Genomic DNA, 22,512 nt, shown 5'->3' with positions numbered 1-22,512 from the left:
TGGCGCTTCACGCGCGCCATTTGTTATGCACCATAACAATATAGATTTCGACTTCAATGCCCCGCCGCGAACGGCGATGAACGCAGGACGTGGAGGCGATGCGATGAGCGAACGGTTCGAACCGCGGCGGCCAGGCGTCGACTATGGGGTGCTGGACGAACTGGTCGGCTATGGCCTGCGCCGGGCGCAGATCCGCATGACGGAGGCTTTCGACGCCCGCCTGGGCCCCGAAGGCGTCACCACCCAGCGCTTCTCGGCCCTGGCGCTGATCGACGCCAATCCAGGGCTCAAGCAGACCGAGTTGGCCGCGATCATGGGCATCGCCCGTTCCGGCGCCCTGGCGATCGTCGACGCCCTGGCCGCGCAGGACCTGATCGAGCGCCGGCCGGTCCCTGGTGACGGCCGCGCCCACGCACTGCACCTGACCGACCACGGGCGCACGCGGCTGCCGCAGATCGTGGACCTGGTGCGCGCGCACGACCGCGACCTGACCGAAGGGTTCACGGCGGACGAGGTCACGACCCTGCGCGCGCTGCTGGAGCGGATCCGGACCTAGGAGCGGCGCGGCGGCGGGCCGACCGGCGGAGCGCTGGACTGCAGCGCCTCGCGCATCTGGCGATTGTCGGCCTCGACCTCTCGGATCATCGCGCGGAAGCGCGGATCGCCGCGGATCGGCGCCATAATCGGATAGGTGTCCAGCCGGGTGAACAGGTCGAGGTCGTAGAGCGAGCGGTAGCCGCTATCGATCGCCGCGCGCAGTTCGGCCAGGGCGCGGTCGTGCTCCTCCAGCATCACATAGGCCTTCACCCGGGCGATCCGCCGCCCGTTGGGCTGACGCAGGCCGGGCTTGGGCTCGGTGGCGGCCAGCATGGCCAGCAGAATGCGCCGGGCCTGTCCCTTGTCGCCGGTGCGGTCGATCACATAGGCCGCGTCGACCGCCTCGTTGGCCAGACGCGTGGAGACCTTGGGCGACGGCGTGAAGAGCTCAGGGGACATCACCAGCCACTCAGCGCGCGCCTGGTCGTACTGTCCGAGTTGCGAGGAGGCGAGCGCCAGCCCGCTGTGCCAGAGCGGATCGGCCTCGGGTTCGGCCAGCTTGGCGCGCGAGAGGGTCGCCAGCCCGGTGAAATCGCCGGCGATGATCAGGCGGACGGCCTGGGCGACCGGCCCCACCACCGGGTGATCGGTCCACGGCGTCAGAGCGCGGTCGGCCTCGGCCGGCAGACCCAGGTTGTAGTAGAGATTAGCGAGCTGGATCGACGAGGCCGGATCCGTCTGCGGCTCCGCGGCCATCCGGTACCAGACCACCGCCTGGTCCAGGCGACCCTGTTCGATCAATACGTCGCCAAGCTGTTCCTTGGCGTCGATAAACTCGGGGAACAGCTCGATGTTGGCGCGCAGCCGTTGCTCGGCCTCGTCGAGACGGCCGGTGGCCACGAGAGAGCCGGCCAGGGCGTTGTTGGCGATGCGGTCGAGGGGATCGACCTCCAGCGCGCGCCGAAGATAGGTCACCGCCTCCTGCGGGCGCCGAGGCGCAAGGAAGTCGCCATAGAGACTGAGAGCTTCCGGATCGCGGGGGGCCAGATCGACCGCGCGCTTGTAGGCGGCCTCAGCGTCGACCTCGGCCTGGGCTGAGCCTTCGCGGATGAAGCGTATCGCCGCGACCATGCCCTTGGCGATGTAGGCGGACGAGGATTGCGGATCGAGCTCCAGGGCCTTGGCGATCTGTTCCTCGGCGCTGCGCACGGCCGGGCTGAAATCGCCCTCCAGATGGTTCTGGGCCAGATAGGCGGTTGTGTAGGCGTAGGCGGCGCGGACGTCGGCGTTGCCCGGCTCCATATCGATCAGCCGACGATAGATCGCCTGGGCGGCCATCACATGGTCCTTGCCGCGCCGGCGCAGCTGGCCCTTGGCGACCACCTCCAGGCGATAGGCTTCCGGATCGCGCTGCGCCTGGCGTGCGACCGCGGCTTCGCCGCCGCCGGCTCGCAGTTCTGCCTTGAGCGCGGTGGCCACGCCGTCGGCGATCTCGGTCTGGATCGCGAAGGCGTCGTTCATCGGCCGGTCGTAAGTCTCCGACCACAGGTGAAAGCCGTTCTTGACGCTGACCAGCTGGCAAGTGACCCGCAAACGGTCGCCCGAGCGCCGCACGCTGCCCTCCACCACATGGGCGACGTTGAGCTTCTTGCCGATCTCGCGGATGTCCTCGTTCTTGCCCTTGAAATAGAAGGCGGAGGTGCGGCCGGCGACCTTGAGATCCGGCACCTGGGCGAGGCTGTTGGTGACCTCCTCGGTCAGGCCGTCAGCGAAATACTCGGCGTCCTTAGCGGCGCTGAAGTTGGCGAACGGCAGCACCGCCACCGACTTGCTGGGGGCGGCCGTGAGGCCCGGCCCATCGCCGCCGCGCAGCGAACCGGCCAGGCCGACGGCGCTGGCGACGAAGATCACCACGCCCGCGCCGATCGCGGCGAGCGCCGTCCAATCCATCCAGTTCATGCGCTTGGGCGCATCGTCGCCCGTGGCCCGAGTGCGCCGGATGGTCCCGTCGGGTCCCAGCTCGAACGCCCAGGTCAACATCAGGGTCAGCGGCAGGCCGATGGCCAGCAGCAATAGGGTGGTGACCGACAGCCACTTGGGCAACTCGAAGGTTTCGAACACTGTCCTGGCGACCTGGAACACGCCCCAGGCGGTGACCGTGTAGACCCCGGCCACGCGCACGACATTGCGCGTCTTCAGTTCGTTCAGGAAGGTGCGAAGGTTCAACTCAGCCCACTCCTACCCACTCACGAGTACGCGTCAGACGAGTCCCAGAAGAAGCTGAACACAGAACCGGGTTATTCGGAAGTCGGGAGCTGGAACGCGGCCATCGGGCCGTTAACCCCCGACTCAGGACTCCGAAACCCGGCCTTTACCCCGCCCATGTATCAATCCGGCTCAACAAGAGCCTCGTTCGACCAAGCCATCGGCGAAACGAGCGTCCGATTCCAGGTGTGGGTGTTTCAAATGACCAAGACGGTCCTTGTCGTCGATGACGACCCGACGCAGCGCCGGCTGATCCAGGCCGTGCTGGAACGCGAAGGCTTCGCCGTGGCCCACGCCGAGAACGGCGATGCGGCGATCACGCGCCTGCAGTCGGGCGCCTCGACGGACATCGTTCTGCTCGACCTCGTCATGCCTGGCATGAGCGGCCAGGACACCCTGAAGGAGATGCGCGCGCGCAACTTCGCTCAGCCGGTGATCGTGCTGACCGCGACCGGCGGCATCGACACCGTCGTCCAGGCCATGCAGGCCGGGGCCAGCGACTTCTTCATCAAGCCGGCCAGCCCGGAACGGATCATCGTCTCGATCCGCAACGCGCTGTCGATGGGCGCCCTGAAGGGCGAGGTCGACCGACTGAAGAAGCATGCCAGCGGCCGCACCAGCTTCGCCGACATGGTTGGAAACTCGCCGGCGATGACGATGGTCAAGCGCATTGGCGAGCGGGCGGCCAAGTCGTCCATCCCGATCCTGATCACCGGCGAAAGCGGCGTCGGCAAGGAAGTCATCGCGCGCGCCGTGCATGGATCGTCCGACCGCGCCGGCAAGCCCTTCGTGGCCGTGAACTGCGGCGCCCTGCCAGAGAACCTGGTCGAGAGCATCCTGTTCGGCCACGAGAAGGGCAGCTTCACCGGCGCGACCGACAAGCACCTGGGCAAGTTCCAGGAGGCCAACGGCGGCACCCTGTTCCTCGACGAGGTCGGCGAGCTGCCGCTGGACATGCAGGTCAAGCTGCTGCGCGCCCTGCAGGAGAGCGAGATCGACCCGATCGGCTCCAAGCGCTCGATCAAGGTCGACGTGCGGATCGTCTCGGCGACCAACCGCGACCCGGCCCAGGCCGTGAAGGACGGGCTGTTCCGCGAGGACCTGTTCTATCGCCTGAACGTCTTCCCGATCGAGGCCCCGTCGCTGCGCACCCGGCGCGAGGACATCCCGGCCCTGGTCGACCACTTCATCCGCCGCTTCAACGTCGAAGAGGGCAAGAGCGTCGTCGCGGCCTCGGCCGAGACCCTGGCCTTCCTGACCGCCTACGATTGGCCGGGCAATGTCCGCCAACTGGAAAACGCGGTCTATCGCGCCATCGTGCTAGCCGACGCACCGTATCTGCAGCCTTTCGACTTCCCGGCGATCTCCGGGGTCGCGGCGCCGCCGCCGGAAGCCTTCGAAGCCGTCGCCAGCCAACGCCCGGTCACGCTGCCGACAGCCGAGGAGCTGGTCGCCGAAATGCCCGCCGACGCTCCGGTCCGCATCCTCGACCACCGCGGCCATCTGCGGACTTTGGAAGAGATCGAGCGCGACCTGATCGCCCTGGCCATCGAGATCTATGCCGGCCACATGAGCGAAGTCGCCCGCCGGCTCGGCATCGGCCGCTCGACCCTCTATCGCAAGGTCCGCGAGCAAGGCCTGGAAGACGCGGTCAAGGGCGCCGGCGGCGAGGAAGACGCCAGCGCGGTGGCTTAGAATGCGCCGCCCATCCCCGCGAAGGCGGGGACCCAAGCTGCCTCGGACCATGGACGCTCCGCATAGATCCCCGCCTTCGCGGGGATGAGCGGGTTTGGGGGGCTCAATCTTCCGAGTACGATTTCGGTCGCCGCCGGAAGGGCTTCTTCTCGCCCTTCGCCTTGGCGGCGATCTCCTTGAGCTTCACGGCCTGCATGACCGAGAGCGCCTCGCCCGCGCCGCCCTTCTCAGGGTCGCCGAAGGCGCGGCCGTAGGTCTTCACGCGGTCCTCGACAGAGCCGAGGAACTCCCCCTCCCAGTCCGAAAGTTCGACCTCCGCGCGTTCGGCCTGGCGGCGAACGCGCTTGAGGGCATTGAGCGCGGCCCGTTTGGCCTGCGCCTTCCGATCTGGCGGGGAGCGCTTCAAATCTCTCCGATGGCCGAGAGATAGAGGTCGAGGATCGCCTCTTCCTCCAGCCGCTTGGCGCGGTCCTGCTTGCGGATGCGGACCACCTTGCGCAGCACCTTGACGTCGAAGCCGTTGCCCTTGGCTTCGGCGAAGACCTCTTTGATCTGCTCGGCGATCTCGGTCTTTTCCTGCTCGAGGCGCTCGATGCGCTCGATGATGCTCTTGAGCTGGCCCTGGGCGGCCTGGTTCAGGATGTCGCCGTGGGAATTGTCGTCGGACATGGGCTTAAGCGTCTCACAGCTCGAGGTTTGCGGAAAGGCGGCGGAAACTAGCGGGGCGACCGCCCCCTGTCATCCGCCCTGCTGAACCTTCGCCTTGGCCGACCGTTGAGACGGATCGACGCGGAGTTTTCGCCATGCCCCATTCACGCACCCGTCCGAGCCGCAGCGACGCCGAGGCTGCTGTCCGCACGCTGATCGAGTGGGCCGGCGACGACCCCGACCGCGAAGGCCTGCTCGACACGCCCGGCCGCGTCGTCCGCGCCTATGAGGAACTGTTCTCAGGCTACGAAAGCGATCCGCGCGAGTACCTCGAGCGCACCTTCGAGGAGGTGGCCGGCTACGACGAACTGGTGGTGTTGCGCGACATTCGGGTGGTCAGCTTCTGCGAGCACCACATGCTGCCGTTCCTGGGCAAGGCGCATGTCGGCTACCTGCCGTCCGACCGGGTGGTCGGAATCTCGAAGCTGGCCCGGGTGGTGCATGGCTTCGCCCGGCGGCTGCAGATCCAGGAGAAGCTGACCTCCGAGATCGCCGGCGCCATCCACGACATCCTGCAGCCGCGGGGCGTGGGCGTGGTCATCGTCTCCGAGCACAGCTGCATGACCATGCGCGGGGTGAACACCCCCGGCTCGCGCCTGACCACCAGCAGCCTGACCGGGGTGATCCGCGACGATCCGCGCACCCGTCAGGAGTTCCTCGAATTCGTCAGGAACGGCTGAACCGCCGCGCCGCGTAGGGCGGCGGCGGCGGCGGCCCGCCTTCGAGCGCGGGCGCCAGCAACGCGATCACCGTCTCGACCAGCCGCTCGATCCCCTGCGGCAGCCGGGCCTGCGCGACCGTCCAGTACCGCCAGGTCGTGGAGTCCAGATAGTAGGCGTAGATCGCCAGGTCGAAGAGCGCCCCGTCCGGCCAGGTCGAGCCGAACCGCTTGAGCTGGGCGACGACGCCGTCGGCCATCTCCTGGGCGTGGACCGGTTCGACCTCGGCCAGCCGCGGGAAGTGGTCGAACGCGGCGCTCATCGACAGGCCGTAGCCGACCGCCTCCTCGCGTTCCTTGATCTGGCGGATCCAGCGGCGGAAGAACGCCCGCCAGTCGGTCTCGCCGTCGTCCTGCGCCTCGCGCGCCTCGCCGCGGATCTCGGCCAGCCGCGCCTCATAGAGCGCCAGGACGATCGCCTCCTTGTTCGGGAAGTACTGGTAGATCGAGCCGACCGAGACGCCCGACTCCGCGGCGATCGCCGGGGTGGTCAGGGCGGCCGGCCCATCGCGGTTGAGGATCGCCTGGGTGGCGTTCAGCACCCGCTGGATACGGGCCTTGGCCCGCGCCTGGGTCGGCAGCTTGCGAGGGGTGAGAGTCGCGCTCATCGCCCCTCTCCTAGCACGCCGAAGCTCACTGCGCCTGGGACTGCGCCCGCATGCTGGCGCTGAGCGCGTCGAACATGGCGAAGGTCTCCAGCGCCATCGGATCGTCCCAGGCCGCGGTCCAGGCGCTGGTCTTCACCACCACCAGATCGAGCTCCGGATTGACCATCAGGAACTGGCCGTAGATGCCCTCGCCTGTGAAGGCGCGGTCCTGGCCCGGGATCAGCCACCACTGATAGCCGTAGCCCAGCGGGCCGTCGCCGAGCTTGCCGTACTGCACCTGCGGCCGCTGCGGCTGGGTGGCCAGCGCGATCCAGCCCTTGGGCAGCACCTGGCGGCCGCCGACCACGCCGTCGTGGGCGGCGAGGTAGCCGAAGCGGGCATAGTCGCGCAGCCGGATCAGCAGGCCGCCGGCGGCGACCTCGCGGCCGGCGTCGCCCGGCTGGTCGAGGATCCAGCGGGCCTCGGCCTCGGCGCCCATCGGCTTCCAGAGCTTCTCGGTCATGTAGTCGGCGGGCCGCACGCCGGTGGCCTTGGTCAGCAGCGCGCCGAGGATTTCGGTGTCGGCGCTCGCGTAGTTGAACTTGGCGCCCGGCGCGCGGGCCGACTTGAACTGGCGCGAGTAGTCGTAGAGCCCGCCCTGGTTGGCGTCGAACCGGCCGAGGAAGCCAGCGATCCCCGACTTGGCGCTGGTATACTCCTCGTCGAACGCGGTGCCCGACGACATCTCCAGCACGTCCTTGATGGTGGTCTTCTCATAGGCCCCGCCCTTGAGATCGGGCAGGTAGTCGATCATCGGATCGTCGAGACTGCGGATCTTGCCCTCGGCCAACGCGATGCCGATCAGGGTCGAAACGAACGACTTGCCGACCGAGAACGAGACGAAGCGGCTGTCAGGCGAGGCGCCCATGTAATAGCGCTCGTGCAGGATCTGGTCGCCGCGCAGGATCAGCAGGCCGCTGGTGCGGGTGTCGGCGGCGAAGTCCTCCAGGGTCTTGGTCTTGCCTTGATAGGCGTAGGTGAAAGCCAGCGGAGCGGTCGGTTCCTTCAGCGCCATCGGCGTCACGGCCGGCGCGATCCGCCGCGAGGGGAACAGCTCCTCCATGTTGTGGAAGGCGCCCGGCGCATTGGCCGGCGCGCCCCAGGTACCGCGCACCCCGACGCGGTCCTGCGCCCCGGCCCCGCCGGCGGCCATCAAGGCCAGCGCCATCGCACTCGCCGCAAACATCCTGCTCATCGCCTTCCCCTTTTGCCGTGGAGGCCCTGCCGGCCTCACTTGATACAAATGTGAACTAACATTCATATCTTTGGCAAGAGGGCGTCGCCGGCCGGTGTCGGCGGCTATAGGAGGCCGCGGGCCTCCAGGGCCAGACGGACATCGGCCGGATCGGTGAAGTGATGGACGTCGAAGCCGAACTCGCGGGCGCTGGCGATGTTGGCCGCCGAGTCGTCGAAGAACAGCACGTCGGCCGGCCCCAGCACGAACTGCTCGCAGGCGTGGGCGTAGAAGGCCGGATCCGGCTTCAGCAGCCCGACATGGGCCGAGACCACATAGTCGGCCAAACGCTTGAAGGCCGGGCTCATGGCCACCGTCCCCGGAAAGGTCTCGTGCGACATGTTGGTCACGCCGTACTGCGGCACGCCCGCGGCGTGCAGGGCCTCGATGGCCGCCTCGGTCTCGGGAATCGGCCCTGAGAACATGTCCCACCACCGGGTCTCCCAGGCGTGGATGGCGTCGGCGTATTCGGGAAACTGCTCAAGCAGCGGCGCGCGATTGTCCGCGAACGTCACCCCGAGGTCGTGGGCGACGTGCCATGTCATGTTGCAGACATGAGAAAGGAACCGGTCGCATTCGGCCGGTTCCTTGAAAATCTCTTGGTAAAGCGTGCGCGGATTCCAGCGCACGATCACATTACCGATGTCCCAGAGGACGGCCTTGGGAGCCATCCTCGTCGCCTCAGCCTTGCTTGGCTTTGAAACGCGGGTCGGTCTTGTTGATGACGTAGACCACGCCCTTGCGACGCACGAGCTTGCAGTCGCGGTGGCGAGTCTTGAGCGACTTAAGCGAGCTTCTGACCTTCATGGACCTATCTCAAGGCTCCGGACCGGGTCCGGCGGGGTTATCTACAGAGCGGGCGCGTATACGGGCCGGGGCACCAAGAGTCAACGGCGCAGCGGCGTCGAGATGGTCGCGCCCGCCTCGCGGCCTTGTGATTGAGGCCCGCCCGGGGCACGGCTAGGTTGCTCCTTATGGACCGTCGCCTGTTTCTTGTCTTGCTCCTCGCCGGCTGCGCCGGTCCCGCTCCGCCGCCGCCCACGCACGCGCCGCCGCCGCCCCCGCCTCAGGTTCCGCCATCCGTCCTGCCCCCCGCCCTTGTGTCCCCTGCGACGTCGGGCGACGCCGGCTATGACGCCTGGCGCAGCGACTTCCGCGGCCGCGCGATCGCCGCCGGGCTGCCTGCGGCGCTGGTGGACCGCGAGATGGCCGGCCTGACGCCCAATCCGCGGGTCATCAGCCTCGACTCGGCCCAGCCCGAATTCTCCAAGCCGATCGGCGACTATGTGAAGGGCGTGATAAGCGCCGACCGCATCGCCCGCGGCCAGCGCTATCGCAACGACCTGCCGTTCTGGCCGGGGATCGAACAGCGCTTCGGCGTGCCGCGTGACATCCTGCTCGCGGTCTGGGCCATGGAGAGCGCCTTCGGAGCGGTCCAGGGCGACTTCGACGTCGTCCGCTCGATGTCGAGCCTAGCCTATCACGGCCGCCGCCGCGCCTGGGCCGAAGGCGAGCTGATCGCCACCCTGAAGATCATCCAGTCGGGCGAGGCCAGCCGCGCCCAGCTCAAGGGCTCCTGGGCCGGCGCCATGGGCCAAACCCAGTTCCTGCCCTCCAACTATATCTCCACCGCCGTCGACGGCGACGGCGACGGCAAGCGCGACATCTGGGGCTCGCCGAACGACGCCCTGGCCTCGGCCGCCAACCTGCTGGCCAAGGGCGGCTGGGTCCGCGACCAGGCCTGGGCGCGGGAAGTCGTGCTGCCCGCCGGGTTCGACTACAGCTTGACCGAGGGCCCCAAGGAGGCTCCGCCCTACTGGGAGGCCCTAGGCGTCAAGCCGGCCGACGGAGGCCCCTGGAAAGCCGCGGAGCAGGCTCCGGCGCAGCTCGTCGCCCCGGCGGGCGCGAGCGGCCCGATCTTCCTGCTGTTCCCGAACCACTTCGCGATCCGCAAGTACAACAACTCCACGGCCTACGCCCTGGGCATCGGGCTGCTGGCCGACGCCTTCGCCGGCAGCGCGCCGCTGGTGAAGCCCTGGCCGGTCGAGACGCCGCTGGCGATCAGCGACCGCATCGGGGCGCAGGCCGCCCTGGCCAAGCTCGGCTTCAATCCGGGCTCGCCGGACGGCGTGGTCGGGGTGAACACCCGCACGGCGCTGCGGGCCTGGCAGAAGTCGCGCGGCCTGATCGCCGACGGCTACCTGTCGATGGAGATGGTACGGCGGCTGAACGTCGAAGCCGGCGCGGCGCCGAACTGATCAACGAGATGCTCCCCCGCTGGGGGAGCAGTCAGCGGAGATGCTAGGCATCGATCCACCTCCCCCAAGAGGGGAGGATTTAGTTGCGCCTAGACGCCGCCCTCGTCGCTCTTTTCCAGGGTCGCCATGGCCGCGTCGGCGCGGGTGGCCGGCTGCGGGTGCGCGTTGCGCAGCTGCGGATTGCGGAAGGCGTAGATCAGCATCAGCACCATCAGGCCGCCGCAGAGGATGAACGGCGCCGGGGCGATCCGCTCGTAGAGCCAGACGAAGAACGGGGCGAGCACCACGTTCACCCCGTTCACCGCCGCGATGGCCCCGGCGACGCGCGCCTGCTCGTGCATGCCGACCGCCAGCGACGAGCCGGCGGTGAAGCCTGGGCGGGCCAGCCCGAAGCCGAGGCTCGAGATCGCATAGCCCGCCACCACGGCCCCATAGGTCGGCTGGAAGGCGACGATGACGTTGCCCAGCGCGGCGACAGCCACGCCCCAGCGCAGCAACTGGCGCGGAGTCATCTCGAACATCCGGATGATGCCCCACTGGGCGAGCAATCCGGCCATGGCGCCGAACATCATGGCGATGGCGATGAAGCCCTGCGCCTGCAGCGGCGATAGCTGGAGCTTGTCGATGATCAGGAAGCCGAGGGTCTGGCCCTGGGCCGTCTGGCAGACCGCGACGATGAAGCCGTAGATCAGGAACGGCGTGACGCGCGGATCGCGCCACATCGGCTTTTCCTTGGTCGCGTCGCCGCCGGTCGCGTCCTTGGCGACCGCGGCCTTCACCGGCGCGACCGGCATGTGCTTGCTCTCCGGCAGGAACTTCCAGACCACGAAGAGCATGGCGCCCGCCAGCACGGCGAAGCCGAGCATCGGCCCCGACAGCCCGACGAACGGCAGGACGAACAGCGGCGCCACGAACGGCCCGATGACGGTGCCCAGACCGAACGCGCCAGCCAGGCTGGACATGGATTGGGTGCGCTTTTCCGGGGGCGTGTGCTCGGCCACATAGGCCTGGGTCGCCGGATTGGACGCCGCTCCGAAGAGGCCGAACAGAGCCCGGGCGAACAGGAACAACACGAAGATCACCATCGGCGCCGCCAGCTTGTGCAGGCCGGCCATCACCACCAGGGCGCAGGCGATCATCGAGAACATGAACCCGGAGAGCCCGATCAGCATCAACGGCTTGCGGCCGTGACGATCGGAGGCTCGCGCCCACCAGGGGGAGGAAAAGGCCCAGAGCAACGCCGAGAGGGAGAAGATCGCCGCCACCATCGGATCGGGGATGCCGATCGATCGTCCGATCGCCGGCAGCACCGAGATCATCCCGGTGTTCCCCATGGCGGTCACCAGCGACACGCCGAAAATGATGGCGAACGTCTTCTTGGGCAGGCCTTCCTGCTCTTCGGCGGACTTGGGCATGGGAGGGCTGTTAAGCCGCGCCGTCGGGTTGCGCAAACCTCAAAGCGCACAAGGGCCGCGCACACCGGGCATTAAGCATTAACAGCCATGCTCCGCGCTGAATTCCGCGGGGACTGCGTCTTCCTATGTTTCAGATTATCGGCATCGTGCTGCTCTTCGCGCTGGTGTTCGGCAGCTACATCATTTCCGGCGGCAACATGGGCGTGATTATGCACGCCCTGCCCCACGAAATGATGGCTATCGGCGGCGCGGGCGTCGCGGCCTTCCTGATCTCGAACTCGGTTCCCGTGATCAAGGCGTCGCTGGGCGGCTTCGGCAAGGTGTTCGCCGGGCCCAAGTGGAAGGCGTCGGACTACCGCGACCTGCTCTCGCTGCTGTTCCTGCTGACCAAGACCATGAAGTCCAAGGGCGTCATCGCCCTGGAAAGCCACATCGAAAATCCGAAGGAGAGCACGATCTTCTCGCGCTTCCCGAAGATCATGAAGGACCACTTCGCCATCGACTTCATCTGCGACACCCTGCGGATGATGACCATGAACCTCGAAGACCCGCACCAGGTCGAGGACGCCATGGAAAAGCAGCTGGAGAAGCACCACCACGAAGCGCTGGCCCCGGCCGGCGCACTGCAGAACCTGGCCGACGCTCTGCCCGCCCTAGGCATCGTCGCCGCCGTGCTCGGGGTCATCAAGACCATGGGCTCGATCACCGAGCCGCCGGAAGTCCTGGGCGGCATGATCGGCGGCGCGCTCGTCGGCACCTTCCTCGGCGTGTTCCTGGCCTACGGCCTGGTCGGTCCCTTCGCGGCCCGACTGAAGGAGATCATCGAGGAAGAAGGCTCCTTCTATAAGATCATCCAGTCGGTGCTCGTCGCCCACCTGCACGGCAACGCCGCGCAGATCTCGGTCGAGATCGGCCGCGGCAGCGTCCCGTCGGGAGCGCAACCGAGCTTCCTGGAACTGGAAGAAGCCCTCTCGGCGATCCCGGCCGAAGCTTGACAGCTCCGCTCATCCCCGCGCAGGCGGGGATCCATCGGACCTCGCCGAAGCCAGAGATTCAGCTTGGGTCCCCGCCTTCGCGGGGATGCGCGGGACTTAGAGCGGCTTAAGCCGGTTCACGTGGCCCATCTTGCGGCCCGGCTTGGCGTCGCGTTTGCCATAGAGGTGGACGCGGGTCTCCGGCTCGCCGGCCAGCTTGGCCCAGCCGTCGGCCTCCTTGCCCAGCAGGTTCAGCATCTCGACCTTGGCGTGGGCGTGGGTCGGGCCCAGCGGCCAGCCGGCCACGGCGCGGATGTGCTGCTCGAACTGGTCGACCTCACAGCCGTCCATGGTCCAGTGGCCGGTGTTGTGCACCCGCGGAGCGATCTCATTGACCAGCAGCTTGCCGTCCTTGAGTTCGAACAGTTCGATGCCGATCACCCCGACATAGTCGAGCGCGGTCAGCACCTGGGCGGCGATGCGCTCGGCCTGGCCGGCGGTCTCCTTGCTGACCTCGGCCGGCGCGAACGAGCGGCGCAGCACGCCCTTCTCGTGGTGGTTCTCGGCCAGCGGATAGACGGCGATCTCGCCATCGCGGCCGCGGGCGGCGATCACCGACAGCTCGCGCACGAAGTCGGCGGGAGCTTCCAGGATCACCGGCTTGGCGCCGACCTTCTTGAACGCCTCGGGCGCATCGGCGGCGTGCTCGACCCACATCTGGCCCTTGCCGTCGTAGCCCTCGCGGCGCGTCTTCATCAGCACCGGCGCGCCCATGGCCACGACCGCCTCGCGGGCGGCCTCACCGTCGTCGGCGGCGATGAAGGCGACGGTCGGCGCGCCCGCGCCGTTGAGGAAGGTCTTCTCCTCCACCCGGTCCTGGGCGACGGCCAGCGCCCGCGCGCCCGGCGCGACCAGCACGCCGAGCTCGGTCAGCTTCTCGACCGCGAGAGCCGGCACGTTCTCGAACTCATAGGTGACGACGTCGGCGACCTTGGCCAGCTGCGCCAGGGCGTCCGGATCGTCATAGGCGCCGACGATGGTGTGGGCGGCGACGCGGCTGGCCGGACCGTTCGGCGCCGGATCCAGGATCGCGACGTCGAAGCCCAGCCGCCCGGCGGCCAGAGCCAGCATGCGGCCGAGCTGCCCTCCGCCGAGAATCCCGATCGTCGAGCCGGGGGGCAGAGGAGAGGCGGTCATGTGAATTCTCAGTCTTCGACGGTTTCGGCGACGCCGGCGGTGTTGCGGGCGCGGAAGTCGGCCAGCCGCTGGGCCAGCGCTTCATCGGAGAGCGCCAGGATCTGGGCGGCAAGAAGGCCGGCGTTCTTGGCGCCGGGCTCGCCGATGGCCAGGGTGGCGACCGGGATGCCGCCAGGCATCTGCACGATCGACATCAACGAATCCATGCCCTTCAGCGCCTTGGATTCCACCGGCACGCCCAGCACGGGCAGCTCTGTCAGCGAGGCGGTCATGCCCGGCAGGTGCGCCGCGCCGCCGGCGCCGGCGATGATCACCTTGAAGCCGGCCGCCTTGGCGCCCTTCGCGAACTCGTACATCCGGTCCGGGGTGCGATGGGCCGAGACGACCTTGGCCTCGTAGGCCACGCCCAGCGCGTCGAGACTGTCGGCGGCCGCCTTCATGGTCGGCCAGTCCGACCGGCTGCCCATGATGATGGCGACTTGCGCCTTGCCTACGCTCATTCCGACGTGCCCCTTCTCTCGGAAAGGCGCGGAGTATAGGCGCCGCCCTTGCGCCCGCAACCAAGGACGTTCAGGATTCTCAACGCTTAAGGTTCCCTGCCGATTCTAGAGGTGGGCGAGAGGCTCAATGAAGATCACCGGCGCGCGCACCGAACCCTTCTCGGCGATCCGCAAGCGAGCGTTGGTTCATGCCGGCGCTCAGGCGACCGCCGCCACGGCCGGACCGATCGACAAGACCGCATTCCTGGGCCTCGGTGAGGCTGATCTGACGCCGGCCGTTCAAAGCGCGCTGGCCACGCTGCTGACCGAGATCGACGACCTGCGCGGCGAGGTGACACGCCTGAAGGCCAAACTGCGGGAGGTCGAGGGGTTGGCCGATCGCGATCCGCTGACGCCGCTGCTCAACCGGCGCGCCTTCGTGCGCGAACTCGGCCGCATCCGCACCTTCGCCCAGCGCTACGGCTCGCCCGCCAGCTTGGTCTACTTCGACCTCGACGGCTTCAAGGCGGTGAACGACCGCTACGGCCACGCCGCGGGCGACGCCTGCCTTTGCGCAGTGGCCGAGCGGCTGGCCGCCAATGTCCGCGACAGCGACGTGGTGGGGCGCATGGGAGGCGACGAGTTCGCGGTCATCCTGGTGCAGGCCGACCGCCAGACGGCCGAGGCCAAGGCACGCTCGCTGGCCGAAGCGATCGAAGCCACGCCGATCCGGTTCGGCGAATGGACCGCGCCGCTGCACATCTCGTTCGGCGTGCGCGAGATCTCGCCCGAGATCGACGCCGAGGCGCTCGTCGCCGAAGCCGACGCGGCCATGTTCATCCGCAAGCGCGAAGCCCGCGGTTTCGCCCCCCGCTGAGCCCCCGTTTTCCCTTTCGGTGACGCGCGCGTCAGGTTGCTATGAAGCAGCCAGCGAAAGCTACCAAAGGGGAAACACCATGATCGGCTACACCACTGTCGGCGCGAACGATTTCGAGAAGTCCAAGTCGTTCTTCGACGCCGTCCTGGCGCCGCTGGGCGTCGCGCGGTCCTTCGGCATGGACCGCATCCAGTTCTACGGCGCGCCGGGCGCCGGCGCTCTGGCTGTCTGCAAGCCTTATGACGGCGAGAAGGCCACCATCGGCAACGGCATGATGGTCGCCCTGGCCTGCCCCTCGCCCGAGGTGGTCGACCAGGTCCACGCCGCGGCGCTGGCCGCCGGCGGTACGTGCGACGGCGAGCCCGGCAAGCGCATGCCGACCTTCTACGGCGCCTATTTCCGCGATCTCGACGGCAACAAGTTCTGCGCCTTCAAGATGGGATGACGCCCGCAGGCCCGCGCTTGCGGGCCTAGGCGATGATGTCGGGCGTCTGCTGATCCTTCAGACGCTCGATTTCGTCCTTCAGGGCCAGCTTCTTCCGCTTCAGGCGGGCGATGACCATCATGTCGGGCACCGGCGCCTGGCCGATGGCTTCGACCGCCACGCCGAGGTCGGAATGCTCCTGCGTCAGCAGGTGCAGGCGCTCGGCCATCCGCGCCTCGGGATCGTTTCTGTCGTCGTCGTTCATACGCTAGCGGCCCCACGTCACCGCGCGTTCTATGCCATGGCGGCGGTTAACGACCTAGCCCAGGGCGCGCGCCAGGCGAGCCAGGGCCTCATCCGGGGCGGGCGCTCCCCAGGCGCGCGAAGCGGCTTGCAACGCCGAGAGCGCCGGCTGCCCGCCGCGACGATGTTCGCTCAGCGCCTCGAACGCTTCCATCAGCACCCTCTCGGCCCGCAGTTCGGCGGCCTTCACGTCGTCGCGCAGTCCCTCGCGCGCGCCGTCGGCGACTGCCTGGAACGGCGCCTTCAGCGTCCGGCGCACGGCGCGCACCGGCGTCAGCACCGCCTCGTCCCAGGACCGGCCGGCCGCCGCCGCCGCCTGCAGGGTCGCGGCGTCCGCGCCTTCGGCCCAAACCGCCCACAGCAGGTAGGAGGTGTTCTGTCCGTAGGCGTCCTGCAGCTCCAGGCACACCTCCGGCACGCCCGGGCGCGCATAGGCCTCCAGCGTCCAGCTCCAAAGCGACATCGCTAGCCCTCCCCGGTCAGCGGCTTGAGATCCAGTCCCCAGCGCTTCACGGGCGTCCAGGACAGGCCGAACAGGTCGAGCGCCCGGCCGACCGATTGGTCGACCATCTCCTCCAGGCTCGACGGCTTGGCGTAGAAGGCCGGCAGCGGCGGGGCGATCACCGCGCCCATCTCGGCCAGCCGCACCATGGTGCGCAGGTGCCCCAGATGCAGCGGCGTCTCACGCACCATCAGCACCAGCGGACGGCGCTCCTTCAAGGTCACGTCGGCAGCGCGGGTCAGCAGCGAGGAGGTCACCCCCGTGGCGATCTCGCTCATCGTGCGCACCGAACAGGGCGCGATGATCATGCCCAGCGTCGGGAACGAGCCCGACGAGATCGCCGCGCCGACGTCGCCGACCTTGTGCGTCACGTCGGCCCGCGCATTGACGTCGGCCACGCTGAGCCCGGTCTCCTGGGCCAGCGTCAGGGCCGCAGCCTTGGAGAAAATCAGGTGGCTTTCCACCCCCAGATCCCGGCACGCATCGAGCGCGCGCAGGCCGTAGGCGACGCCGCTGGCGCCCGAAACGCCGACCACCAGGCGCGCGGCTGTGCTCATGCCCTTGTATCTCCGAGCCCGGTTTCAAGGCGTGGGCGCGGCTCAGCCCACTGCAAACATATGTGATCTGACAGGCCAGACCAGCGGGTGTTCACTCTCTGCGACAGTAGTTCGACAAGGAGATGACACGTCATGGCCGTCGAAGCCCGTATCCGTGAACTTGGCTTCCGTCACCAGAATCTGGATCGGATGATCGAGGAGGAAACGAACAGGCCGGCCGCAGACGCCACCAAGTTGAAGGAACTGAAGCTCAAGAAGCTGAAGCTCAAGGAGGAGATCGAAGCCCTCGGCGCGCAAGCGCACTAGGGACGGTTTCCTCCTCGTCCGTGCGGGCGGGGGACGGACGCCAGTCGACCCTGATCGATCGTTTCCATGGGTCCCCGGAGGCGATCGGCAGGGTCGCCTGCGCGTGTCAGCGCTCTCTGACAAGCTGGCGAACGCAAAAGGGGTGGCCGCGCCGCCCCTTCCCTGAACCTTAGTCCTCTTCGCCGTCCTCGTCGTCGAAGTGCGGCGGCTCGGCAGCGTAGGGCTGGTCGTCCTGCTCGGCGGCGGCGCCGAAGGCGCCCGTCTCCGAGGCCGGCTCCAGGGTCGGGCCATCGACGATGCCGCGACGGGCGTCGTCCTTGGCCTTCTTGTCGGCGGCCTTCTTGACCACGGCGTCCAGTTCCATCTGGGTCGCCAGGCCGAGCGTCACCGGATCGACCGGCTTGATGTTGGCCGAGTTCCAGTGGCTGCGATTGCGGACCTGGTCGATGGTGGCCTTGGTGGTGCCCAGCAGGCGCGCGATCTGGCTGTCGGCCACTTCCGGGTGGTTGCGGATGAACCAGGCGATGGCGTCCGGACGGTCCTGACGGCGCGAAACCGGGGTGTAGCGCGGAGCCTTTTTCACCGGCTTCAGCAGTTCGGCGTGGCGGCTCTTCTGCGCCTTCATGCGGTACTTGTCATTGCCCTGGGCCTTGTCGAGCTCCTCGCGCGACAGCTGGCCGTTGGCGATCGGATCGGCGCCGCGGATGTCGCGCGCCACTTCGCCGTCGGCGATGCCCTTCACTTCCAGCGGATGCAGGCCGCAGAAGTCGGCGATCTGATCGAAGGTCAGCGAGGTGTTGTCGACCAGCCAGACAGCGGTCGCCTTCGGCATCAGAATCTCGGTCATGACGGTCTTTCCAAAATGACGGCGCCCGGCCTTTCGGCCGGGCGGTGCAATCAAGCAACGCCACATATAGGCCCGTTCCGCGCTCAAGAAAACGACAATCCTGCGCGGTTCCGGCGGGTAACGGCGGCGCCTGACGTGCGCAATTCCGTGAAGTCGCTCGCCCGCCGCACGTTCCCTGAAGACATTTGCGAACGTCGTGCCAAAGTCTTCGTAACAACGACCCTTCAGGGAGGGCTCCAGGAATGAGAGGCGCGGTCCTGCCGATCGCCGCAGCGGCTTTGCTGTCGGCCTGCGCGACGACCGATACTCAGCGGGCGGCCGCGACGGCCCCGCGCACCGACTACAGTCACCTGTCCTGCCGCGAGATCGCCGCCCAGCTGGCGCTCACCGAACGCGCGGTGGTCTCCGGCGCCCGCCGCCAGCCGCTGACGCGCGGGGGCGAGACGGCCCAGGCCTATCTCTTCCCGGCCTCGCTCGGGGCCGCCGCGCCGGCCGCATCCGCCAAGCTCGAGACTCGCCTCGAAGACCTGCGCCGGGCCTCGCGGGCCAAGCGCTGCGAAAGCGCCTGGCGCAGCTACGACACGGCCACCGCCTAGTTCACAGAACCGCGATTGCCGAGCAGCGGAAAGCCCCCTAGCAATAGGCGTATGAACGCTGTCCCTCTACCTGAGATCGGCACGCCGCAGACCATCGCCCGAGGCCGCTCGGCGCATGACGGCTACCAGCGCGGCTGGGGCCTGATGCACGCCGGGGTCGCCGAGCGCGTCGCCCACCATCCCCTCTATCAGGCCGGCCTCGAGGCCTCCGCCCACTGGTCGGTGATGGTCGAGGCCAAGCGGATGAACCTGTTCCTGATCCTGACGTCCTTCTATGCGGATCTGGCGGGCAAGGACGTCATCGAGTTCGGCTCCTATCGCGGTGGCAATGCGCTGTTCATGGCCCGGGTCCTTTGGGACGTGGCGCCGGGCGCCAAGGTCTATGCCTGCGACACCTATGCCGGGATGCCGGCGACCGACGCCGCCCGCGACCTGCACGGCCCGGGCGATTTCGGCGACAGTTCCTACGACGCCCTGGTCGAGCGCCGCGACGCGCTCGGCCTGACCAATCTCGTAGTGGTGAAAGGGCTGTTCCAGGACACCTTCCCGGCGATCGCGCGCGAGCGCCCCGCCTTCGGGCTCGCCCACATCGACTGCGACATCTATTCGGGCGTGAAGTACGCCCAGGACGCGGTCTGGCCGAGCATGGCCCGCGGCGGCTACGTGGTCTACGACGACGCCGACACCCCTTCCTGCATCGGCGCCACCGAGGCGGTCGAAGAGCTGGTCATGAAGCGCAAGCTGCATTCCGAACAGGTCTGGCCGCACTGGGTGTTCCGCGCTGGCCTCTAGGCGCCCTCCCCGCTAGCCTTGCGCAAAACAAGGACGGGCGGAAATGACCGGATACGTGCAGGCGGCGCGCGAAGCGCTGAATTTCATCGAGTCGCAGCGCGCGGGCGCGGTCTGGCGCACCAACGACCACCCCAAGGCCCGCCCGGCCCACAGCCTCTACCACGGCGCGGGCGGCGTGATTCTGCTGCTGCTCGAACTGCACGCGCAGTCCGGCGAGCCGCAGCTGATGGAAAAGGCGCTCGCTGCAGGCGACGAGATCCTGGCGGCGCTGCCGACCTTCGAGGACCTCTCCATCAATTCCTCGACCGGCTGGGGCGGCTACGTGTTCGTGCTCGGCGAGTTGGCGCGGATCACAGGTCACGCCCGCTACCGCGATGGCGCAGCCTTCTGCCTCGGCAAGATCCGCGACTTGGCCCGGCCAATCGGCTCCGGCGTCGGCTGGATCGAGCCCGCGCCGTTCGGCGACATCACCGGCTTTACCGACGATCGCGAAGTCTTCGACCAGTCGGTCGGCTCGGCCGGCGTGATCCTGACCCTGCTCTATGCCGACCGCGAGGCGCTGGACGACCAGGCCCTGCCGCTGGCCCGGGCCGCCGCCGAGCGGCTGCTGGAGGTCGCCGAACCGACGCCGGAAGGCCTGCGCTGGAAGATGATGGCCGACATGCCGTTCCAGTTCACCGCCCCCAATTTCGCCCACGGGGGCGCAGGCGTCGGCTACGCGTTGCTGCAGCTGCACCAGGCGACCGGAGAGGCGCGCTATCTCGACGCCGCCATCGCCGCTGCGCGCTATGCGATGAGCCGCAGCCATCCGGTTGGGAGCGGACGGCTGGTCTGTCACAACGAGGACACCCGCAAGCCGATCTTCTACCTCGGCGCCTGCCACGGCCCGGCCGGCACCGGGCGGTTGTTGCTGGAACTGCATGCCGTCACCGGCGAGGCCGAGTGGGCCGAGGCGCTCGCCCAGCTGGTCGCCGGCATCGAGGGCGCCGGCGCGCCGGAAGCGCGATCGGCGGGCTTCTGGAACAACCACGGCCAGTGCTGCGGCGACGCCGGGGTCGGCGAGTTCGCATTGTTGCTGGCGCGGCGCTTGGGCGATGAGGCCTATCTCAAGCTGGCGCAACGTTGCGCAGCGGTGATCCTGGAAGCAAGCGAGCTCGATGACGATCGCCGGCTGTGGCGCCAGGCCGAGCACCGCGACCGTCCCGACTTCATCCAGGCCCAGACCGGCTACATGCAGGGCGCGGCCGGGATCGCCAGCTTCCTGCAGCACCTCGACGGCGTGGAGGCCGGCCGCCCGGTGAAGCTCGCCATGCCCGACTGGCCGGCGATGGAGGCGTCCTGACGCCAAGGGCTCAGACACGAAGAAGCCCCCGAGCGAAGCTTGGGGGCCTGTTGAAACCTTGGGTGCGGGGACAGGATTTGAACCTGTGACCTTCAGGTTATGAGCCTGACGAGCTACCGGGCTGCTCCACCCCGCGTCAGGGTGTTTGTAGATTGTGTATTGAAGGGTTGTTTGACGTATCCGTTTGGTAGACCTGGCGGCGACCTACTCTCCCGCGCCTTAAGACGAAGTACCATCGGCCCAGAGAGGCTTAACGACCGAGTTCGGGATGGGATCGGGTGGGGACCTCTCGGTATAACCACCAGGTCAACGAAACGGATACGTTGAAGAGAGAAGACATCAAGCAAAGCGCAATAGTCATGAGTTTGACTAAGAACGATCAAGCCTATCGAGCGATTAGTACCAGTAAGCTGCATGCCTCGCGGCACTTCCACACCTGGCCTATCAACGTGGTGGTCTACCACGGCTCTCGGCGAAGCCTTGTTTTGAGGTTAGTTTCCCGCTTAGATGCTTTCAGCGGTTATCTATTCCACACTTAGCTACCCTGCTGCGCAGCTGGCGCCACGACAGGTCCACCAGAGGTGTGTCCATCCCGGTCCTCTCGTACTAGGGACAGATCCTCTCAAGCTTCGTACACCCACGGCAGATAGGGACCAAACTGTCTCACGACGTTCTGAACCCAGCTCACGTACCACTTTAATCGGCGAACAGCCGAACCCTTGGGACCTGCTCCAGCCCCAGGATGTGATGAGCCGACATCGAGGTGCCAAACTTTGCCGTCGCTGTGGACGCTTGGGCAAAATCAGCCTGTTATCCCTAGAGTACCTTTTATTCGTTGAGCGATGGCCCTTCCACGCAGAACCACCGGATCACTATGGCCGACTTTCGTCTCTGCTCGACTTGTCAGTCTCGCAGTCAGGCGGGCTTATGCCATTGCACTCGTCGAGCGATTTCCGACCGCTCTGAGCCCACCATCGCGCGCCTCCGTTACACTTTGGGAGGCGACCGCCCCAGTCAAACTGCCCGCCACGCCATGTCCCGAACCCGGATAACGGGCTGCGGTTAGACGTCAGCGACAACAAGGGTGGTATTTCAAGGATGGCTCCACCGGAACTGGCGCCCCGGTTTCATAGCCTCCCACCTATCCTACACATGTTGCCGCTAACGCCAAGGCGAAGCTGCAGTAAAGGTTCATAGGGTCTTTCCGTCTGACCGCGGGAACCCCGCATCTTCACGGGGAATTCAATTTCGCTGAGCCTATGCTGGAGACAGTGGGGAAGTCGTTACGCCATTCGTGCAGGTCGGAACTTACCCGACAAGGAATTTCGCTACCTTAGGACCGTTATAGTTACGGCCGCCGTTTACCGGGGCTTCAATTCGTAGCTTGCACCACTCCTTTTAACCTTCCGGCACCGGGCAGGCGTCAGACCCTATACGTCGCCTTGCGGCTTCGCAGAGCCCTGTGTTTTTGATAAACAGTCGCTACCCCCTGGCCTGTGCCACTCTCATCTGGTTGCCCAAAAGAGAGTCACGCTTATCCCGAAGTTACGCGTGCAATTTGCCGAGTTCCTTCAGCATAGTTCTCTCAAGCGCCTTGGTATACTCTACCTGTCCACCTGTGTCGGTTTCGGGTACGGTCTCCGTTGGGGTTATTTCCAGGAACTCCTTCACTGCCAGGACAATCCAATAAGCCCTGACAATTTACGGAATTCGTCACCTCCAACTGGCCCAGGAATATTCACCTGGTTCCCATCGACTACGCCTTTCGGCCTCGCCTTAGGGGCCGGCTAACCCTGCGCAGATTAGCTTTACGCAGGAACCCTTGGACTTTCGGCGAGA

The 22,512-nt window shown here is 67.3% G+C and carries 25 protein-coding genes, 1 tRNA gene and 2 rRNA genes (1 of these 28 cut by a window edge); 11 read left to right on the top strand and 17 right to left on the bottom strand.

Annotated features, from left to right (window positions below; all coding sequences use genetic code 11):
- Positions 1-103 precede the first annotated feature (103 nt).
- Entirely contained in the window at positions 104-556 is a 453-nt protein-coding gene (locus ACSQ2H_RS02715; protein WP_436059923.1) for a MarR family winged helix-turn-helix transcriptional regulator, read from the top strand.
- Here ACSQ2H_RS02715 and ACSQ2H_RS02710 read toward each other — a convergent pair.
- Positions 553-2,763, bottom strand: coding sequence for a tetratricopeptide repeat protein (locus ACSQ2H_RS02710; protein ID WP_436059922.1), 2,211 nt, complete (start codon positions 2,761-2,763; stop codon positions 553-555). The genes ACSQ2H_RS02715 and ACSQ2H_RS02710 overlap by 4 nt on opposite strands.
- 240 nt (positions 2,764-3,003) lie before the next feature.
- On the opposite strand from ACSQ2H_RS02710, the gene ACSQ2H_RS02705 reads away from it, so the two are divergent.
- A complete protein-coding gene (locus ACSQ2H_RS02705) occupies positions 3,004-4,497 on the top strand; it encodes a sigma-54-dependent transcriptional regulator (protein ID WP_436059921.1) in 1,494 nt (497 codons plus the stop codon).
- A 103-nt stretch (positions 4,498-4,600) separates the two neighbouring features.
- Here ACSQ2H_RS02705 and ACSQ2H_RS02700 read toward each other — a convergent pair whose 3' ends face one another.
- A complete protein-coding gene (locus ACSQ2H_RS02700) occupies positions 4,601-4,903 on the bottom strand; it encodes a hypothetical protein (RefSeq protein ID WP_436059920.1) in 303 nt (100 codons plus the stop codon).
- On the bottom strand, positions 4,900-5,166 hold the full coding sequence (locus ACSQ2H_RS02695; protein WP_183776971.1) for a DUF2312 domain-containing protein: 267 nt from the start codon (positions 5,164-5,166) through the stop codon (positions 4,900-4,902). The genes ACSQ2H_RS02700 and ACSQ2H_RS02695 overlap by 4 nt, the downstream gene beginning before the upstream one ends.
- A 134-nt stretch (positions 5,167-5,300) precedes the next feature.
- Between ACSQ2H_RS02695 and folE the strand changes: the two genes are divergently transcribed.
- On the top strand, positions 5,301-5,885 hold the full coding sequence (gene folE / locus ACSQ2H_RS02690) for a GTP cyclohydrolase I FolE (protein ID WP_436059919.1): 585 nt from the start codon (positions 5,301-5,303) through the stop codon (positions 5,883-5,885).
- Here the strand turns inward: folE and ACSQ2H_RS02685 are convergent.
- From ACSQ2H_RS02685 to ykgO, 4 genes are all read right to left on the bottom strand, one after another.
- The gene (locus ACSQ2H_RS02685; RefSeq protein WP_436059918.1) at positions 5,872-6,531 is read right to left on the bottom strand and encodes a TetR/AcrR family transcriptional regulator; all 660 of its coding nucleotides are present in this window, start codon (positions 6,529-6,531) and stop codon (positions 5,872-5,874) included. The genes folE and ACSQ2H_RS02685 overlap by 14 nt on opposite strands.
- 25 nt (positions 6,532-6,556) lie before the next feature.
- Positions 6,557-7,765: a serine hydrolase domain-containing protein gene (locus ACSQ2H_RS02680; protein WP_436059917.1), complete on the bottom strand. Its 1,209-nt coding sequence runs from the start codon at positions 7,763-7,765 to the stop codon at positions 6,557-6,559.
- A gap of 104 nt (positions 7,766-7,869) precedes the next feature.
- Complete coding sequence (locus ACSQ2H_RS02675; protein ID WP_436059916.1) at positions 7,870-8,475, bottom strand: HAD family hydrolase; 606 nt, start codon at positions 8,473-8,475, stop codon at positions 7,870-7,872.
- Between the two features lie 10 nt (positions 8,476-8,485).
- Complete coding sequence (ykgO, locus tag ACSQ2H_RS02670; protein ID WP_056023006.1) at positions 8,486-8,611, bottom strand: type B 50S ribosomal protein L36; 126 nt, start codon at positions 8,609-8,611, stop codon at positions 8,486-8,488.
- Positions 8,612-8,778: 167 nt separating this feature from the next.
- Between ykgO and ACSQ2H_RS02665 the strand changes: the two genes are divergently transcribed.
- Positions 8,779-10,062: a lytic murein transglycosylase gene (locus tag ACSQ2H_RS02665; protein ID WP_436059915.1), complete on the top strand. Its 1,284-nt coding sequence runs from the start codon at positions 8,779-8,781 to the stop codon at positions 10,060-10,062.
- A gap of 89 nt (positions 10,063-10,151) precedes the next feature.
- Here the strand turns inward: ACSQ2H_RS02665 and ACSQ2H_RS02660 are convergent, their stop codons facing one another.
- Entirely contained in the window at positions 10,152-11,477 is a 1,326-nt protein-coding gene (locus ACSQ2H_RS02660; RefSeq protein WP_436059914.1) for an MFS transporter, read from the bottom strand.
- 125 nt (positions 11,478-11,602) lie between these two features.
- On the opposite strand from ACSQ2H_RS02660, the gene motA reads away from it, so the two are divergent.
- The gene (gene motA, locus ACSQ2H_RS02655; RefSeq protein ID WP_056023012.1) at positions 11,603-12,472 is read left to right on the top strand and encodes a flagellar motor stator protein MotA; all 870 of its coding nucleotides are present in this window, start codon (positions 11,603-11,605) and stop codon (positions 12,470-12,472) included.
- A 96-nt stretch (positions 12,473-12,568) separates the two neighbouring features.
- Here the strand turns inward: motA and ACSQ2H_RS02650 are convergent, their stop codons facing one another.
- Entirely contained in the window at positions 12,569-13,648 is a 1,080-nt protein-coding gene (locus tag ACSQ2H_RS02650; RefSeq protein ID WP_436059913.1) for a 5-(carboxyamino)imidazole ribonucleotide synthase, read from the bottom strand.
- 8 nt (positions 13,649-13,656) lie between these two features.
- Positions 13,657-14,148, bottom strand: coding sequence for a 5-(carboxyamino)imidazole ribonucleotide mutase (gene purE / locus ACSQ2H_RS02645; protein ID WP_436059912.1), 492 nt, complete (start codon positions 14,146-14,148; stop codon positions 13,657-13,659).
- Positions 14,149-14,275: 127 nt separating this feature from the next.
- On the opposite strand from purE, the gene ACSQ2H_RS02640 reads away from it, so the two are divergent.
- Complete coding sequence (locus ACSQ2H_RS02640) at positions 14,276-15,004, top strand: GGDEF domain-containing protein (protein WP_436059911.1); 729 nt, start codon at positions 14,276-14,278, stop codon at positions 15,002-15,004.
- A 79-nt stretch (positions 15,005-15,083) separates the two neighbouring features.
- Positions 15,084-15,449 carry a VOC family protein gene (locus ACSQ2H_RS02635; RefSeq protein ID WP_436059910.1) on the top strand — a complete coding sequence of 122 codons (366 nt, stop codon included), beginning with the start codon at positions 15,084-15,086 and terminating at the stop codon, positions 15,447-15,449.
- Between the two features lie 25 nt (positions 15,450-15,474).
- Here the strand turns inward: ACSQ2H_RS02635 and ACSQ2H_RS02630 are convergent, their stop codons facing one another.
- The 3 genes from ACSQ2H_RS02630 to ACSQ2H_RS02620 are packed head-to-tail and all read right to left on the bottom strand — an operon-like array spanning position 15,475 to position 16,790.
- Positions 15,475-15,693, bottom strand: coding sequence for a YdcH family protein (locus tag ACSQ2H_RS02630; protein ID WP_436059909.1), 219 nt, complete (start codon positions 15,691-15,693; stop codon positions 15,475-15,477).
- Positions 15,694-15,747: 54 nt separating this feature from the next.
- Positions 15,748-16,194, bottom strand: coding sequence for a TIGR02444 family protein (locus ACSQ2H_RS02625; protein ID WP_436059908.1), 447 nt, complete (start codon positions 16,192-16,194; stop codon positions 15,748-15,750).
- Positions 16,195-16,196: 2 nt separating this feature from the next.
- The gene (locus ACSQ2H_RS02620; RefSeq protein WP_436059907.1) at positions 16,197-16,790 is read right to left on the bottom strand and encodes a UbiX family flavin prenyltransferase; all 594 of its coding nucleotides are present in this window, start codon (positions 16,788-16,790) and stop codon (positions 16,197-16,199) included.
- Between the two features lie 132 nt (positions 16,791-16,922).
- Here ACSQ2H_RS02620 and ACSQ2H_RS02615 point away from each other — a divergent pair, with 132 nt between their 5' ends.
- Positions 16,923-17,096, top strand: a complete 174-nt coding sequence (locus tag ACSQ2H_RS02615; protein WP_183776984.1) for a DUF465 domain-containing protein — start codon at positions 16,923-16,925, stop codon at positions 17,094-17,096.
- A gap of 169 nt (positions 17,097-17,265) precedes the next feature.
- Here ACSQ2H_RS02615 and ACSQ2H_RS02610 read toward each other — a convergent pair whose 3' ends face one another.
- Positions 17,266-17,943, bottom strand: a complete 678-nt coding sequence (locus ACSQ2H_RS02610) for a DUF1013 domain-containing protein (protein ID WP_436059906.1) — start codon at positions 17,941-17,943, stop codon at positions 17,266-17,268.
- 242 nt (positions 17,944-18,185) lie between these two features.
- Here ACSQ2H_RS02610 and ACSQ2H_RS02605 point away from each other — a divergent pair, with 242 nt between their 5' ends.
- Genes ACSQ2H_RS02605 through ACSQ2H_RS02595 form a run of 3 tightly spaced genes read left to right on the top strand, consistent with a single transcriptional unit; the run spans position 18,186 to position 20,673 of the window.
- Complete coding sequence (locus ACSQ2H_RS02605; protein ID WP_436059905.1) at positions 18,186-18,539, top strand: hypothetical protein; 354 nt, start codon at positions 18,186-18,188, stop codon at positions 18,537-18,539.
- A gap of 51 nt (positions 18,540-18,590) precedes the next feature.
- Positions 18,591-19,331 (top strand): TylF/MycF/NovP-related O-methyltransferase, encoded by a 741-nt coding sequence (locus ACSQ2H_RS02600; RefSeq protein WP_436059904.1) that lies wholly within the window; start codon positions 18,591-18,593, stop codon positions 19,329-19,331.
- Positions 19,332-19,374: 43 nt separating this feature from the next.
- Positions 19,375-20,673 (top strand): lanthionine synthetase LanC family protein, encoded by a 1,299-nt coding sequence (locus ACSQ2H_RS02595; RefSeq protein ID WP_436059903.1) that lies wholly within the window; start codon positions 19,375-19,377, stop codon positions 20,671-20,673.
- A gap of 59 nt (positions 20,674-20,732) precedes the next feature.
- Here the strand turns inward: ACSQ2H_RS02595 and ACSQ2H_RS02590 are convergent.
- The 3 genes from ACSQ2H_RS02590 to ACSQ2H_RS02580 form a co-directional block, all read right to left on the bottom strand.
- Positions 20,733-20,809 (bottom strand) — tRNA-Met (locus ACSQ2H_RS02590).
- 55 nt (positions 20,810-20,864) lie between these two features.
- A 5S ribosomal RNA gene (gene rrf, locus ACSQ2H_RS02585) occupies positions 20,865-20,979 on the bottom strand.
- Positions 20,980-21,048: 69 nt separating this feature from the next.
- Positions 21,049-22,512, bottom strand: a 23S ribosomal RNA gene (locus ACSQ2H_RS02580); it runs 1,323 nt beyond the window's last position.

It is taken from the genome of Phenylobacterium sp. LjRoot97 (genome assembly GCF_964254345.1).
Lineage (GTDB): Bacteria > Pseudomonadota > Alphaproteobacteria > Caulobacterales > Caulobacteraceae > Phenylobacterium.
This window is presented reverse-complemented; position numbering and strand designations above follow the sequence as displayed.